Origin of the sequence: Candidatus Pelagibacter sp. (genome assembly GCF_052046145.1) — a bacterium.
In the GTDB taxonomy this organism is placed as follows: domain Bacteria; phylum Pseudomonadota; class Alphaproteobacteria; order Pelagibacterales; family Pelagibacteraceae; genus Pelagibacter.
In genome coordinates, this window is record NZ_JBNGZR010000001.1 from 226,931 (window position 1) to 242,214 (window position 15,284).

At 30.1% G+C, this 15,284-nt stretch carries 16 protein-coding genes; 14 read left to right on the forward strand and 2 right to left on the reverse strand.

Annotation, left to right across the window (positions count from 1 at the left end; translation table 11 throughout):
• Positions 1-2 precede the first annotated feature (2 nt).
• The 12 genes from ACTT88_RS01140 to ACTT88_RS01195 are packed head-to-tail and all read left to right on the forward strand — an operon-like array spanning position 3 to position 12,662.
• Positions 3-1,574: a 2-isopropylmalate synthase gene (locus ACTT88_RS01140; RefSeq protein ID WP_072090704.1), complete on the forward strand. Its 1,572-nt coding sequence runs from the start codon at positions 3-5 to the stop codon at positions 1,572-1,574.
• A complete protein-coding gene (locus ACTT88_RS01145; protein WP_075504547.1) occupies positions 1,574-2,608 on the forward strand; it encodes a rod shape-determining protein in 1,035 nt (344 codons plus the stop codon). The genes ACTT88_RS01140 and ACTT88_RS01145 overlap by 1 nt, the downstream gene beginning before the upstream one ends.
• Before the next feature lie 5 nt (positions 2,609-2,613).
• On the forward strand, positions 2,614-3,462 hold the full coding sequence (gene mreC / locus ACTT88_RS01150; RefSeq protein ID WP_440907547.1) for a rod shape-determining protein MreC: 849 nt from the start codon (positions 2,614-2,616) through the stop codon (positions 3,460-3,462).
• The gene (gene mreD, locus ACTT88_RS01155) at positions 3,462-3,980 is read left to right on the forward strand and encodes a rod shape-determining protein MreD (RefSeq protein WP_440907548.1); all 519 of its coding nucleotides are present in this window, start codon (positions 3,462-3,464) and stop codon (positions 3,978-3,980) included. Before mreC ends, mreD begins: the two co-directional genes overlap by 1 nt.
• A complete protein-coding gene (mrdA, locus tag ACTT88_RS01160; RefSeq protein WP_440907549.1) occupies positions 3,973-5,895 on the forward strand; it encodes a penicillin-binding protein 2 in 1,923 nt (640 codons plus the stop codon). Before mreD ends, mrdA begins: the two co-directional genes overlap by 8 nt.
• The gene (gene rodA / locus ACTT88_RS01165) at positions 5,896-7,020 is read left to right on the forward strand and encodes a rod shape-determining protein RodA (RefSeq protein WP_440907550.1); all 1,125 of its coding nucleotides are present in this window, start codon (positions 5,896-5,898) and stop codon (positions 7,018-7,020) included.
• Between the two features lie 43 nt (positions 7,021-7,063).
• Positions 7,064-8,305 (forward strand): NAD(P)/FAD-dependent oxidoreductase, encoded by a 1,242-nt coding sequence (locus ACTT88_RS01170; RefSeq protein WP_440907551.1) that lies wholly within the window; start codon positions 7,064-7,066, stop codon positions 8,303-8,305.
• On the forward strand, positions 8,306-9,208 hold the full coding sequence (locus tag ACTT88_RS01175) for a DMT family transporter (protein ID WP_440907552.1): 903 nt from the start codon (positions 8,306-8,308) through the stop codon (positions 9,206-9,208).
• On the forward strand, positions 9,201-10,151 hold the full coding sequence (locus ACTT88_RS01180; protein ID WP_440907553.1) for a D-2-hydroxyacid dehydrogenase family protein: 951 nt from the start codon (positions 9,201-9,203) through the stop codon (positions 10,149-10,151). The genes ACTT88_RS01175 and ACTT88_RS01180 overlap by 8 nt, the downstream gene beginning before the upstream one ends.
• Before the next feature lie 2 nt (positions 10,152-10,153).
• A complete protein-coding gene (locus ACTT88_RS01185; protein WP_440907554.1) occupies positions 10,154-11,053 on the forward strand; it encodes a histone deacetylase family protein in 900 nt (299 codons plus the stop codon).
• A complete protein-coding gene (msrB, locus tag ACTT88_RS01190; protein WP_440907555.1) occupies positions 11,050-11,424 on the forward strand; it encodes a peptide-methionine (R)-S-oxide reductase MsrB in 375 nt (124 codons plus the stop codon). The genes ACTT88_RS01185 and msrB overlap by 4 nt, the downstream gene beginning before the upstream one ends.
• A gap of 5 nt (positions 11,425-11,429) precedes the next feature.
• A complete protein-coding gene (locus ACTT88_RS01195) occupies positions 11,430-12,662 on the forward strand; it encodes a YbiU family protein (RefSeq protein ID WP_440907556.1) in 1,233 nt (410 codons plus the stop codon).
• Here the strand turns inward: ACTT88_RS01195 and grxC are convergent.
• Together grxC and ACTT88_RS01205 are read right to left on the reverse strand one after the other, a co-directional pair.
• Positions 12,659-12,916: a glutaredoxin 3 gene (grxC, locus tag ACTT88_RS01200; RefSeq protein ID WP_440907557.1), complete on the reverse strand. Its 258-nt coding sequence runs from the start codon at positions 12,914-12,916 to the stop codon at positions 12,659-12,661. The genes ACTT88_RS01195 and grxC overlap by 4 nt on opposite strands.
• A 3-nt stretch (positions 12,917-12,919) precedes the next feature.
• On the reverse strand, positions 12,920-13,216 hold the full coding sequence (locus tag ACTT88_RS01205) for a TIGR03643 family protein (protein WP_440907558.1): 297 nt from the start codon (positions 13,214-13,216) through the stop codon (positions 12,920-12,922).
• A gap of 117 nt (positions 13,217-13,333) precedes the next feature.
• Here ACTT88_RS01205 and ACTT88_RS01210 point away from each other — a divergent pair, with 117 nt between their 5' ends.
• Both ACTT88_RS01210 and ACTT88_RS01215 read left to right on the forward strand, forming a co-directional pair.
• The gene (locus ACTT88_RS01210) at positions 13,334-13,948 is read left to right on the forward strand and encodes a LysE family translocator (RefSeq protein WP_440907559.1); all 615 of its coding nucleotides are present in this window, start codon (positions 13,334-13,336) and stop codon (positions 13,946-13,948) included.
• Positions 13,949-14,034: 86 nt separating this feature from the next.
• Positions 14,035-15,273: an amino acid ABC transporter substrate-binding protein gene (locus ACTT88_RS01215; RefSeq protein ID WP_440907560.1), complete on the forward strand. Its 1,239-nt coding sequence runs from the start codon at positions 14,035-14,037 to the stop codon at positions 15,271-15,273.
• Positions 15,274-15,284 lie beyond the last annotated feature (11 nt).

The window sequence follows — 15,284 nt, forward strand, 5'->3', positions numbered from 1 at the left end:
TTATGAGCAACAAAGATAGAGTCTTTATATTTGATACTACTATGCGTGATGGTGAGCAATCGCCAGGAGCATCTATGAGTTTAGAGGAAAAAATTCAAATTGCTAGAGTGTTTGATGAATTAGGTATAGACATAATTGAAGCAGGTTTTCCAATAGCTTCACCAGGGGATTTTGAAGCTGTTTCAGAAGTAAGTAAAATTTTAAAAAACTCTATTCCCGCAGGACTTTCAAGACATTCAGTAAAAGATATTGATAGAGCTTATGAAGCTCTAAAGCATGCACCAAGATTTAGAATACATACATTTATTTCTACAAGCCCTTTACACATGAAGCATAAATTAAATATGTCCCCAGAAGATGTTTATGAATCGATTGGAAAACATGTTGCTTATGCAAGAAAGTTTACTGATGATGTTGAGTGGTCTTGTGAGGATGGAACAAGAACTGATATGGATTACATGTGTAAAACTGTAGAGCTTGCAATTAAAAATGGAGCTACAACAATTAATATTCCTGATACAGTTGGTTACACAATACCATCTGAGTTTACTACAATTATAGAAACTTTGTTAAATAAAGTTCCAAATATTGATAAAGCAATTTTATCAACTCATTGTCATAATGATTTAGGTTTAGCAGTAGCCAACTCGTTAGCTGGAGTTCAAGCTGGAGCAAGACAAATTGAATGTACAATAAATGGATTAGGAGAAAGAGCAGGAAATGCTGCTCTTGAGGAAGTTGTTATGGCAATTAAAACAAGACCCGATTTAATGCCATATGAAACTGGAATTAATACAACACTTTTAAGCAAAGCTTCAAAAATTGTTTCAAACGCAACAGGTTTTCCTGTCCAATATAATAAAGCTATCGTTGGAAAAAATGCTTTTGCTCATGAAGCAGGAATTCACCAGGATGGAATGTTAAAAAATAGACAAACATATGAGATAATGACACCTGAAAGCGTAGGGGTTAAACAAACATCGTTAGTGATGGGAAAGCATTCTGGTCGACATGCATTTAAAGACAAGTTAAACAGCTTAGGCTATCCAGATTTAACTGACGACGTAGTAGGAAATGCATTTGCAAAATTCAAAGTCTTAGCAGATAAGAAAAAACATGTTTACGATGAAGATATTATTGCCTTAGTAGATGATAGTTTAATCGTAGATAATAAAGTAAATGCAATAACTCTAAAATCTTTAAAAGTTTTTGCTGGAACAGGAGAACCACAAAAAGCAGAAATGACTTTGGATGTTTACGGTGATGTTAAAAATGCAACAGAAACTGGAGATGGTCCAGTGGATGCGATATTCAAATGCATTAAAACTTTATATCCTCACGATGTTAACTTACAGCTTTATCAAGTTCATGCTGTTACAGAGGGAACAGATGCACAAGCAACAGTAAGTGTAAAAATAGAGGAAAAGGGTAAAACAACTGTGGGTCAAGCAGCAGATACAGATACTTTGGTTGCATCGGCAAATGCTTACATAAATGCATTAAATAAAATGATAATCAAAAGAGATAAAACAGCTCCCATGGAGCAAGAAAGTCAGAAAGTAAGAGGGATATAATGGGGTTATTTAGCAGTGTTAAAAAAATATGGAGCCAAGATATGGCGATTGATCTTGGAACAGCCAATACACTTGTAGTTTTAAAGGGTCAAGGAGTAGTTCTTAATGAACCTTCAGTTGTTGCTATAGTTGATCAAGGTGGAAAAAAAAATGTACTAGCAGTTGGAGACGAAGCTAAAACAATGCTTGGAAGAACACCAGGTAATATTAGTGCAATTAGACCTTTAAGAGATGGAGTTATTGCAGATTTTATAGTTACTGAAGAAATGATTAAACATTTTATTAAAAAAGTTCATAAAGGAAGCACATTTGCAAATCCTAGAATTTTAATTTGTGTACCAACTGGTTCAACACCAGTTGAAAGAAAAGCAATTCAAGATAGTGCTCTAGCAGCAGGTGCAAGAAGAGTTCAATTAATTGAGGAACCAATTGCAGCAGCTATTGGAGCAAATCTACCAATTTCTGAAGCAACCGGTTCAATGATTGTAGATATTGGCGGGGGTACAAGTGAAATTGCAGTAATGTCTTTAGGTGGATTAGTTTACTCTAAATCTTTAAGAGTTGCAGGTGACTCAATGGATACTGCAATAGTGGATTACATGAGAAAAGAATACAATTTATTAATTGGTGATACTACTGCAGAAAAAATAAAAAAAGAAATGGGAACAGCTGTTCCAACTGGGACAAATACTTATCCAGTTAAAGGAAGAGATTTAAGATCAGGTACTCCAAAGGAAGTTAATATTACAGAAGAAGATACGGCTGAAGCACTAAACGACATTATGAAACAGATGGTTGGTGCAATTAAAGATGCGTTAGAAAATACTCCTCCTGAGTTGTCAGCTGATTTAGTTGATATGGGTTTAACTTTAACAGGTGGTGGTGCTTTGTTAAAAAATATCGATAAAAGGTTTTCTAAAGAAACAGGTTTACCAGTTCATATAGCAGATGATCCATTATCTTGTGTTGCTGTCGGTACAGGTAAAGCTTTGGATCAAGAAGAAACTTTTTCTACTATGTTATCTGAATATTAGGAAAAATGGCTACTGGCAGAGATGATTTTGTAATTGCCATTAGGTCAGCTTTCTTAAAAAAAAAAGATAAACAAAAATTTTCTTTACTCACTTTAATTATTTTGTCAATTTTTGTAATTGTTCTAAGTAATTTTAATTTTAAAGCAATACAATTTGTTAAATTAGGAATTAATGAAGTAATTTATAGATCATCTCATATTGCATCAATCCCAGAAAATAAATTAAAAGAAATAACTTCAAAATTCAAATCACATATAGACTTATATGAAAGTCATCAGAAAGATTTAATTAAAATAGAAAATTCTGATCAACTTAAATTACAAAATGAGTTTTTAACTGCAGAAAATAAAAAGCTTAGAGAGTTACTTGACGAAAGTATAAATTCACAAGAAATTTTTGCCAGAGTTTTAATTGATAAAGACAGCCCATATTTAAAATCAGTAGTATTAAATAAAGGCACAAAAGATAAAGTAAAAATTGGAATGGCAGTTATTGATGATGTTTATCTAGTTGGCCAGATAATTGAGGTAAATTATACTAATTCAAGGGCATTACTATTGTCTGACCTTAATAGTAAAATACCATCTGTTCTAGAGCCAGATGACATACAAGCTGTTATTTCTGGTACAGGAAGTGAATTTGGAAAAATCGAACATACTCAAGAAGAATTTAGAGAAGATTTTAAAAATAAAGAAATTTTTGCTTACACCTCAGGTCTTGGTGGTTTATTCAAACCTGGTATACCAATTGGAAAAATTAACAACATATCAGAAGGAAAAATTTATTTTTTTTCTGATTTTACACAACTCAACTATGTAAAAATAGTTTCTTATAAAATAGGCGGAGAAGAATAATGTCATCACTTAATAAAAGTCCTTTTTTAAAAATATTCTTATCCTACGTACCATTTATAATGTTATTTTTTTCTGTATTTAATGAATTTGATTTTAATTACTTAAAACTTGATTATTTTGCTTTTAATTTTGTTCATCTATTAATTTTCTTTTGGACTTTAAGAAATCCTGATCAATTAGGTTATCTAGCAATTTTCTTTGCAGGAATAATTAATGATGTTGTAATAGGTATACCAATAGGAATTAGTAGTTTTTGTTACCTTATTCTTTGCTCAGTAACAGCTTACATAAGAAACATTACTTTAACCCCAAATTTTATGAAGGACTGGATATCATTATTATTCACAATTTTATTAATAAATTCAATTCAAGTGATTATTTTGGATTTAGTCTTTTTGATTAAAGTTGATTACACAAATTATTTGATTAACTCAGGTTTTACTTTTTTATTTTATCCAATATTTTTTTTATTTTTTAATTTTTTAAACGAAAAAATTTCATATCAAACAAATGATTAAATCTAATTCAGGAATAAGAAAAACAGATGTAATTAATAGAAGGATGTTCATAATCGGAGCAGCAAAACTAGTAGTTTTTGTTGGTATCGTTGCTCGTTTATTTTCTCTTCAAATAAACGAAAATAAAAAATATTTAACACTTTCAGATAAAAATAGAATTAGAGAATGGAAACTTCCACCTACAAGGGGAAATATTGTTGATTATTTTGGAAATGTAATTGCAGGGAATTTAAAAGTTTATCAATTACATATAATTCCAGAGCAAGTTGAGAATTTCAATTATTTACTAGTTAGATTGAAAAATCTCTTAAATCTAAGTGACAAAAGAATTACAAGAATAAATAAATTAAAAGCAGAACTAAAACCGTGGGACAGTATTATTGTTTCAGAAAACTTAAGCTGGAGTCAATTTGTAAAAATTAATAATTACTTATACGATCTTGTTGGTGTTAAACCAGTAATGACAATATCCAGAAACTATCCATTTAATGATGTATATACACATGTTCTTGGATATGTGAGTCAACCAAATGAACAAGAAATTTTAGAAAATGAAATTATCCAAGAAAGATTTGTACCAGGAATGAAAATTGGAAAACTAGGCTTAGAGAAAAGACTTGAAAATCATTTAATTGGAACAAATGCTATTCAAAGATATGAAGTAAATGCTTACGGTAAAAGAATTAATCAACTGGAGCATCAAAAAGGTGAGCAAGGATCAAAAATACGTTTAACTTTAGATACAGAAATACAAAAAGCTTGTGGGAAATTGTTAAATGAAAAAGCAGGATCTATAAGTGTAATGGATATCTATACTGGAGATATAATAGCAATGTATTCATCTCCATCGTATAATCCAAATTTATTTTTATTCGGAATAAGTCAAGATGAGTGGCAATTAATTAGAAATAATCCATTAAAACCATTAATAAATAAAACTCTTTCAGGTCTATACTCACCAGGCTCAACAATAAAACCTATCGTTGCGCTTTCAGCTTTAGAAAACAAAGTAATAGATACAAAGTTTAAAGTTAAATGCACAGGAAAAATGGAGTTATATGGACAAACATTTCATTGTTGGAAGGAAAAGGGACATGGCTGGGTTAGTTTGAAAAATGCAATGAAACAATCTTGTGATACATATTTTTATGAGGTAGCTAGGTTATTAGGTGTTGATAGATTAAAAATTACAGCTGAAAAGTTTGGTTTAGGTAAAAAAGTACTTGGAGATTATTTTGATATTGAAAAAAAAGGATTATTTCCGAATACAAAATGGAAAAAAAATAATCTTGGGAAGGGTTGGGTATTAGGGGAGACCTTAATAACAGGTATTGGTCAAGGCTATATACAAACGACACCCTTACAACTTTGTATGATGACTGCACAAATTGCAAATGGAGGCTTTGCTGTAAAACCGAAAATCGTTGTGGATAGTAATCCAATTTCTTATGAAGATGCAAAACAATCAATGGAGAGTGGGTTATTATTTGATTCTGATTCTGAGAAATTGTTGGACAAAAAATTATTTAAAAACCAAAAAAATATTAAGATTGTTCAAGAAGCCATGTTTGCTTCAACTAATGAAAGATTTGGAACTTCTTATAAATCAAGAATTGATGATCCTAAATATCAATTTGCAGGAAAAACAGGAACAGCTCAGGTAAAAAGAATAAGCAAAAGAGAGAGGGAATTGGATTTAGAATTAGAGCAAATACCATACAAAGATAGAGATCATGCTTTGTATGTTGCTTATGGCCCATATGTTAACCCAAGATATGCGATAAGTATAATTGTTGAGCATGGTGGTTCAGGAAGTAAGGCGGCAGCACCAATTGCAAAAAAATTATTTAAATTAATAATCGACAGACATGATTTAAGAAATAAACAATCAAATTTTGAGAGGATTACTGTTTAAATGTTTCAGCACGATAGATTGAATAATGAGATTACATTATTTCAAAAAATAAAAAACCTAGACTATATATTATTGATTTCTGTTATACTTCTTTCTGTATTAAGTGTTTTTGTTATGTATTCTACAGATGGTGGTGAAATACTTTTTCATACAAAAAATCATTTTGTAAAACTTGCAGTTTTTTTTCCTTTAATGATTTTTGTGGCTTTCTTTAATATAAAATTTTGGCATAACTTTTCTTATATAATCTATTTTATAGTAATACTTTTATTAATTTATGTTTCATTTTTTGGACTAAAGTCCTCTGGTTCACAAAGATGGATGGATCTTTATTTATTTGTTCTGCAACCTTCAGAACTTATGAAAATAGCAATCATAATGTGTCTTGCAAAATACTTTCATAGAATAAAAATAGAAAATGTTAATTCATTTACTAGTATAACAATTGTGTTATCGATTATAATAATTCCAATAATTTTTGTAATTGCTCAACCTGATCTTGGTACATCTATATTAATTGCGTTAAGTGGATTAATTATATTGTGGTTAGGAGGAATTAAAATTAAATATTTTATATACTCATTTATTACATTCTTAATTTCGCTTCCATTTATAATCTCATTTCTTAAACCATATCAAAAATTAAGAATATTAACTTTTTTAGATCCAGATAGAGATCCTTTGGGCGCCGGATATCAAATTATACAGTCAAAAATAGCTATTGGCTCAGGAGGCCTTAACGGAAAAGGTTTTTTAAAAGGAACTCAGAGCTACTTAGATTTTTTACCTGAAAAACATACAGATTTTATATTCACTTTATTTTCAGAAGAGTTTGGTTTTATAGGCTCAGTTGGTCTTTTGATATTATACTCAATAATAATTTTTAGAATTATAAGAATAGGCACAATTTCGAGAAGCAATTTTGCTAGACTTTTTTGTTTTGGTTATGCTTTTGCAATTTTTATTTATATTGTAGTAAATTTATCTATGGTTTTGGGTCTGCTACCTATAGTTGGTTCTCCTTTACCCATCATGTCGTATGGAGGTTCCTCTATGTTAGCCACTATGATTGGATTTGGTATAGTATTGAGTGCAAAAATTAATCATAAACAAATGATTGCATAATTTGTCACTCTCTTAATTTAATTTTTAATTGTATAAGAAACTTATGAATAAAAATACCAAGGTAGGAATAGTTGGAGCAGGGATTCAAGGTGTGTCTAATGCTTTGTTTCTTCAAAAAAAAGGTTTCGATGTAACTATCTTTGATAGAGATAACCCAGGTAGCCAAGCCGCCTCTTATGGTAATGCAGGTCACTTTTCACCATATGCATCTCTTTCTTTAAACAGAACTGATGTTCTAGCAGATGTGCCTGCAATGTTGATTAGTTCTTCAGGTCCACTTGCTTTAAAATGGAATTATGTTCCTAAAATGATTCCATGGTTTATAAAATTTATAATGAATACTACTAAAACAAAGATGATGCATACTGCTAAAAATATGCACCAAATTTTAGACCTAGCTTTACCCGCATATGATGAATTATTTGAAGAGGTAGACTTAGAAGGTTTGGTAGAAAACAAAGGAATTCTTTATATATGGAATAATAAAGATTTAAAAAGTAGAGAATTAGAAATTAAAGTTAGAGATGAATTGGGTGTTGAACAACAATTAGTCACTAAAGCTGAAATACACGATCTTGAACCACATATTAAACCATTTTACCATGCAGGCGTATATTATCCTTATGCAAGACATGCAAGAAATCCAAAAAAAATTCTTTTAAAATTGTTTGATTTATTTTTGCAAAAAGGTGGAAAATTTAACAAAGTAAATATTAAAGATATTAGTTTTGATGAAGAAAAACCAGTTTTTAAAACTGAAACGCAAAGTTATGTTTTTGATAAAGCAGTAATAGCTTGTGGAGCTTTTTCAAAAAAATTAACAGATAATCTTGGTGAAAAAATACCCTTAGATACAGAGCGTGGATACCATGTTCATTTCAAAAATTGTGATCATTTATTAAGTAGACCTGTAATATTTTCCAATCGTGGATTTGGAATTACACCGATGGAACAAGGTTTAAGAGTTGTTGGAACTGTAGAATTTGGTGGATTAGATAATCCATTATCTAAATCAAGAGTTAAAAATTTGATAAATAATGCAAAATACATGCTTGGTGATTTACCAGAACATGAGGACGAGTGGCTAGGTTTTAGACCAACTTTACCAGATTTTTTACCTGTTATGGGGCCATCAAAAAATTACAAAAATATTTATTATTGTTTTGGGCATCATCATTTAGGATGGACTTTAGGTCCAATTTCTGGAAAGATTGTTTCAGGGATGATAGCGAACGAAAATACAAATTTAGATTTAAAACCTTATAGTTCGCTTAGATTTAGTTAAGTGACTAAAGATAATAATTTTTTAGCTTATTTATATCTATTTTTAACAGTAACTTTTTGGGCAGGAAATTTTGTAGTAGGTAAACTTGCAAGTTTTTATGAAGTTCCTCCATTTTCATTAAATTTTTATCGATGGCTTTTTGCTTGGTTAATTTTAGCACCTTTTACAATTCCTGAAATATTAGAGAAAAGAAACTATATAATTAAAAACTATAAACTTTTTATTGTTTTGGGAGTTACTAGTATAACGGTATTTAATTCTATTGTTTACTATTCATTAAATTTTACTCAGGTGATTAGTGGCGTTTTAATGATTTCGACTATACCTGTAATGATCATGTTGTTTTCTTCAATTTTAAAAATTGAAAAGACAAATATTTTTCAACTTATAGGGGTAGTATTTTCTTTTGCAGGTGTAATTATGATTATAACAAAAGCAAATATAGAGATATTAAAAAATTTAGATTTTAATAAAGGGGACATAACCATGGTTATAGCAATGTTCTCATGGGCTTTATATTCTACATTGTTAAAAGGAAAAAAATATGAATTAACCCAAATATCATTACTTCAAGTAGTAATTACTTTTGGTTTAGTATTTTTAATACCAGTTTATTTTATTGAATATAAAATTGGCTTTAGAATTAATTTAGAACTACCTTTTATTTTAATTTTATCATATGTAGTTTTGTTTCCAGGTTTGGCATCTTTTCTTTTATGGATAAAAGGAATATCTATGATTGGTGCTAATCGTTCTGGTGTTTTTTTACACTTAATGCCAATTTTGAGCGCAATAATGGCAATGATTTTTTTTAGTGAAAAATTTATGTTTTATCATATTTTAGGCGCTTGTTTTATTATTACAGGAATATTGTTATCAAATAAGAAAGTTAAAAATGCTTAAAGTTGCTATATTAGATGATTATCAAAATGTTGCCCAACAGTTTGTAGATTTAGAAAAACTATCTGGGAAATATGAGTTTAAGATTTTTAGCGAACCTTTTTTAGATGAAGCAGATGCAATTGATCAGTTAGCTGATTTTGAAGCTTTATTAATAATGAGAGAAAGAACTCCAATCACAAAAAATTTAATTGATAATTTAAATGATTTAAAATTTGTAATCACAAGTGGATTACGTAATAGATCTGTTGATTTAGAAGCTGCAAAGAAAAGAAAAATTACAGTTTGTGGTACAGATATAAATTTAAACCCAACACCTGAATTAACTTGGGGGCTAATTCTTGGTTTAGCTAGAAATTTTAAAGAGGAGTTTGACAATATGTATCAAGGGTATTGGCAAACTACAATCGGAGTAGAATTAAAAGGAAAAATCCTAGGCTTAATTGGTCTAGGCAGAGTAGGTACAGAAGTTGCAAAAATTGGAAAAGCATTTGGAATGCAAGTAATGGCTTGGAGTGAAAACTTGAGCTTAGATAAATGTAAAGAATTAGACGTATTACCTTGCAGCAAAGAAGATTTAATTACAAATTCTGATGTACTTTCAATTCATGTTCAAGGAGGAGCAAGATACAAAGATTGCATTACTTTAAAAGAATTGGATAAAATGAAAAAAACAGCTTTTTTAATAAATACTTCAAGAGGACCTATTGTAAATGAAGATGATTTAATTATTGCTTTATCAACAAATGTAATTGCTGGTGCAGGTATAGATGTTTATGATAAAGAACCTCTACCAGAGAATAACAAACTTAGATTTTTACCTAATGCGCTTCTTACTCCTCACATAGGTTATGTAACAGCTGAAAACTATAGCATTTTTTACAACCAAATGATTGAAGGACTAGAGGCTTGTGTGAATGGAAAGCCTATTAGAGTGCTAGAGTAAAAATGGAGCTACCTGTTGTTAATCACGAGGATTATTTTGCTAAAATTGGTGATGATCATAAATTTCCAATTAATAAATTTGGAGAGCTAGCAAACTACTTAACTCAAAAAAAAATAGTAAATAAATTTCATAAACCTTCAGCCTGTTCATTTGAAACATTAAGCTACGCACATTCAAAAAATTATATATTAGATATTAAAAATAAAACTTTAAGCAAAGAAGGAGTTAAAAAAATTGGATTTCCACTTGTAGATAGTGTTATTCAAAGGTCGTTAGTTGCTACAGGCGGTACTGTTTTAGCATCTAAACTTGCAATCAATTATGGTATCTCATGTAACACTGCAGGAGGTAGCCATCATGCAAGTTATAATGGTGGAGCAGGTTATTGTGTATTTAACGATGTAGCAGTTGCTGCGCATTATTTACTCAATAGAGGTTTAGCAAATAAAATTTTGATTGTTGATTTAGACGTTCACCAAGGAAATGGAAATTCAGAAATCTTTAAAGATAATAGAAGTGTTTTTACTTTTAGTATGCATTCTAAAACTAACTATCCAGCAAAAAAATCAAACAGTGATTTAGATGTAGAGCTAGAAGACAATTTGGAGGATGGTGCTTATATAAAAACACTTAAACATTATTTAAATGAGCTTAATCAAGAAAATTTTGATTTTGTTTTTTATATAGCGGGTGTTGATATTCATTTAAATGATAGATTAGGTAAATTAAAAATTTCTGATGAGGGTATTAAATTAAGAGATGAGCTAGTAGTAGAAAACTTTTTTTCTAGACGAATACCATTTTGTGGAGTTTTGGGTGGTGGTTATAACAAAGATTTTAATAAACTTGTTGAATTACACTCAATGTTACATCAATCTTGTGCTAAATATATAGGATCATGACAAAAAAAATAAATCCAAATTTAACCGCTGAGCAAAAATTAATTTTATTCGAGGAAGGTACTGAACGTGCTGGATCAAGTGAACTTAATCACGAAAAAAGGGAGGGAAGTTTTCATTGTGCAAACTGTGATGAAAAATTATTTGACTCAAATACTAAATATGAAAGTGGATCGGGTTGGCCTTCTTTTTACAAATCTTTGCCTGATGTATTTGAAACTAAAACCGATCACCACATAGGATACGCAAGAACCGAATATCATTGTAAAAAATGTGGAGGCCATCACGGTCACATATTCGATGATGGACCTGAACCAACTGGTAAGCGATTTTGTAACAATGGAGTTTGTTTAGTGTTCAAACCAAAGAGTTAAATTTAATGTTAGAAGATATTGATATAAACAATGTAAAAAATTACTTAAAAAGTCTCTCAAAAAACTATGAGCAAAATTTCCTTAAAATTGAAAATTTTATTAAATCTGAAGTAGATAAAATACAACAATTAAAAAATTCTCAAAAAGCTGTAATTCCAGAAATTGATTTCAGTGAGTTAGATCAACCAAATATTGATTTTATAAAAAATGTAAAAAAAAGAGGATGTCTTATAATAAGGAATGTATTTGAGGATAAAGCGATCTTTGAACTAAATACTCAATTAGAAAAATATATTGATGAAAATAACTACTATGAAGATCAACAGGAAAAGTCTGATTTAGACAAATATTTTAGTGATCTGAAATCTGCAAAACCTCAAATTTATGGTCTTTATTGGTCAAAAGCTCAAATCGAAATTAGACATTCGGAGAAAATGGCTAAAGTTAAGAAATGGTTAAATAATCTTTGGCTTTATAAAAATGATGAATATGAAGTCTTTAATCCAAATAAAGAACTATCTTATGCAGATAGAGTAAGGAGAAGAGAGCCAGGAGACAATACCTTAGGTTTATCTCCTCATTGTGATGCTGGATCCATTGAGAGGTGGACTGATAGTTTTTATCAAAAAATTTACAAAAAAATATTTGCGGATAGTTTTGAAAAATTTGATCCATTCGATGCAAAATATAGAGACAAAACAAAAGAATTTGAGTCTCCAGCGGTTGCTCATGTTTTTAGAACATTTCAAGGATGGACAGCATTAACTGAGCAAGGACCAAGTGATGGAACTTTACAATTAATACCTATCTCAAAAGGTATTGCATATGTTCTAACACGAGCTTTACTAGATGATGTTCCAAAAAATGAACTATGTGGATCAAAATTAGGTAGAGCTTTATCTGTAAACAATGAATATCATTCTTTACTTTTAAAGGGATTAGTTTCAATTCCAAAGATGAAACCAGGAGATACAGTTTGGTGGCATCCTGATGTTGTGCATGCTGTTGAAGATAAACATTCAGGTAAAAATTATTCTAATGTAGTTTATGTTGGTGCAACACCTTACTGTAAAAAAAACCTAGATTATACTATAAAACAATCGAAAAAATTTTTAGAAGGCAAGAGCCCACCTGACTTTGCTCCTGAAGATTATGAGATCAATTACAAAGGTAGAATTAAAATAGGAGATTTAAGTTTATTAGCTAAGAAACAATTAGCTTTAGAAGATTGGAATTAATTTTTTAGACGATCTTGTAGTTTATTTTCTTTTTCTAATGCTCTAACTTCATCGTAACCACCGATATGCTCTTCATCAAAAAAGATCTGGGGAATTGTTCTTTTACCATTTGCTTTTTTAATCATTTCATCCATTGCTCCATCAACTTTTGAAATATCAATTTCATTATATGTTGCATTATTTCTTGCCAATAATCTTTTAGCAGCTTCACAATAATTGCAAAAGGGACCTGTATACATTGTAATTTTTTTCATGACTTATAAATAATCACCTTTTTTAATTTTACTAGTAATTTCTTTTCTAGAGTATTCAAACTTTTTGCGATGTTTTATACTTTTTTGATTTACTCTTTTTCTCCATAATCTGAAAGATGATGGTTTTAGAGACCTTCTCATAATTTTAATTACATCAGATTCTTTCTTCCCAGTTTTTTTTTCAATTTCCTCAAAAGTTATCCTATCTGCCCAGGCTGCCCAAATGATCCAGTCAGGATCGTCCATTTTGGGTTCTGGATTTTTGACTTTAGTAATTGGCCTGTGACCTTTTTTTTTCATAAATCCTTTATATTTGAAAAAAATATTTAATGCATTTTTTTTAGCCTCTGATATTATCTGTTAGATAGTCCTTCTTAGCCATCTTTAGCTCCCGGTTTTTAAGGACTATCTTTTTTTATGCTCCCCCTAGATTTTATACTTTATCTACAGATAATTATTTTTTTATTTATTACACCAGGAACTCCCAGGATTGTAATTATCTCTTATTCAATGAATTATGGAGTCGGAAAATGTATTTGGTCTGCATTAGGAGACGTAACTGCAAATTTGATTCAGGCAACTTTAGTTATTTTTGTAATTGGATCTTTTTTTTCAGAGAACTCAATGGCACTTAATGCGTTTAAATGGATCGGAATAGTTTATTTATTATATTTAGCTTATGATATTTATAAATCTCGACCAAAAAGTATTTCAAATCAAGGAGAAATAAAAAAAAGTAACTTATCTTTTTTTAGAGATGGTTTTTTAGTTGCTGGTACAAGCCCTAAGGCCTGGATGTTTTTTCCTTTTATTTTTCCTCAATTTATTGACTTTAATTCTAATTTATTGGCTCAATTTGTAATTTTAATTACAACTTACATCGTTTTAGATTTTTTATCTTTGATTGGCTATGCAATGCTCGCGCAAAAATTAATAAAGTGGATAACTGCTAATCCAAAAACGATTAATACAATTTCTGCGAGTGTTTTAGTAATTATTGCTGTAATAATTGTTGTAACTCAACAATATTAATTAGATTTGGCCTTTATTGCCACTTGCATAAAATAAAATTTCTTTATTTAATCATTATATAATTAATTAATTAAAGAGGAAATAAAATGAAATTAAATAAAATAATTTTAAGTTTTGTTTCTGCATTAGTAATTTTATTTTCAACTTCTGTTGCATCTTTTGCAAAAGTAGTTGGTGACAAAATTATTTTAGGTGCTGCGATTTCCTTAACTGGTAAATACTCATCTAATGGTGTTCATACTCAAAATGGTTATAACATGGCCGTTGATAGAATTAACAGCATGGGTGGTGTTAAAGTTGGTGGAAAGACTTATAAGTTTGACATTATTTATTACGATGATGAATCAAATCCTAAGAGAGCTGCACAGCTTGCAGAAAGATTAATATCACAAGATGGTGTTGAGTTTATGCTTGGCCCTTACAGTTCTGGTTTAACTAAAGCGATTGCACCAGTAACTGAAAAATATGGTGTTCCAATGGTTGAAGCAAATGGTGCATCTAGATCTTTGTTTACAAAAGGTTACAAATATCTATTTGCTGTATTAGCCCCAGCTAATTTATATCTTGATGTTGCTATTGATTTAGCAGTTGAAAAGAATAATGGAAAACCAGTCACAGTAGCAATGGCATTTGAACAAGATGCGTTTTCTCAAGATGTTAGATTGGGAGTTTTAGATGCAATTAAAAGAACTGGCTCAAAAAAAGTAATTGATGATAAATTACCAAAAGAGTTAAATGATATGGCTGCAACATTAGTTAAAGTTAAACAAATGAAGCCAGATGTTCTTGTTGTATCAGGTCACACAAAAGGTGCACTTACTGCAATTAGACAAATTGCTGAAATGAAGGTAGATGTTCCAATGTTAGCTATGACTCACTGTGATGCTGCTAAGCTATCAAAACAGCATGGCAAAAACTCACAGTACGCATTATGCGCTTCTCAATGGCACAAAACATTAACATATAAAGATAATTTCTTTAAAGATGGAATGACTTATGCGGCTGACTTTGAGAAAGAGTTTGGATATGATCCACCTTATCAATCTGCAGAATCTTCTGCTGCATTGTTAGTATTTAAAGATGCTTTTGAGAGAGCAAATTCGTTTGATCAAAAAAAAGTAAGAGACGCTCTTGCAGCTACTAACATGCAAACATTCTATGGAAATATTAAATTTGCACCTGGTGGTCAAAATGTTGACAAACCTATGGTACTTTTCCAAGTAATGTGTGATGACTCAGGAAAATGTGAGAACAAAGTTGTTGCGCCAACTAAATGGGCATCAGCTAAGTTAATACATCCTGTTCCTAAGTGGTCAGAAAGATAAAATAAAAAATA

Excerpts from the sequence above, each read along its gene's own strand:
- ACTT88_RS01180 (WP_440907553.1), top strand. The coding sequence starts at position 9,201 with ATGCTTAAAGTTGCTATATTAGATGATTATCAAAATGTTGCCCAACAG.
- ACTT88_RS01205 (WP_440907558.1), bottom strand. The coding sequence starts at position 13,216 with ATGAAAAAAAAAGGTCACAGGCCAATTACTAAAGTCAAAAATCCAGAA.
- ACTT88_RS01145 (WP_075504547.1), top strand. The coding sequence starts at position 1,574 with ATGGGGTTATTTAGCAGTGTTAAAAAAATATGGAGCCAAGATATGGCG.
- msrB (WP_440907555.1), top strand. The coding sequence starts at position 11,050 with ATGACAAAAAAAATAAATCCAAATTTAACCGCTGAGCAAAAATTAATT.
- ACTT88_RS01185 (WP_440907554.1), top strand. The coding sequence starts at position 10,154 with ATGGAGCTACCTGTTGTTAATCACGAGGATTATTTTGCTAAAATTGGT.
- ACTT88_RS01210 (WP_440907559.1), top strand. The coding sequence starts at position 13,334 with ATGCTCCCCCTAGATTTTATACTTTATCTACAGATAATTATTTTTTTA.
- grxC (WP_440907557.1), bottom strand. The coding sequence starts at position 12,916 with ATGAAAAAAATTACAATGTATACAGGTCCCTTTTGCAATTATTGTGAA.
- ACTT88_RS01140 (WP_072090704.1), top strand. The coding sequence starts at position 3 with ATGAGCAACAAAGATAGAGTCTTTATATTTGATACTACTATGCGTGAT.
- ACTT88_RS01215 (WP_440907560.1), top strand. The coding sequence starts at position 14,035 with ATGAAATTAAATAAAATAATTTTAAGTTTTGTTTCTGCATTAGTAATT.
- mrdA (WP_440907549.1), top strand. The coding sequence starts at position 3,973 with ATGATTAAATCTAATTCAGGAATAAGAAAAACAGATGTAATTAATAGA.
- ACTT88_RS01195 (WP_440907556.1), top strand. The coding sequence starts at position 11,430 with ATGTTAGAAGATATTGATATAAACAATGTAAAAAATTACTTAAAAAGT.
- mreD (WP_440907548.1), top strand. The coding sequence starts at position 3,462 with ATGTCATCACTTAATAAAAGTCCTTTTTTAAAAATATTCTTATCCTAC.
- rodA (WP_440907550.1), top strand. The coding sequence starts at position 5,896 with ATGTTTCAGCACGATAGATTGAATAATGAGATTACATTATTTCAAAAA.
- mreC (WP_440907547.1), top strand. The coding sequence starts at position 2,614 with ATGGCTACTGGCAGAGATGATTTTGTAATTGCCATTAGGTCAGCTTTC.
- ACTT88_RS01170 (WP_440907551.1), top strand. The coding sequence starts at position 7,064 with ATGAATAAAAATACCAAGGTAGGAATAGTTGGAGCAGGGATTCAAGGT.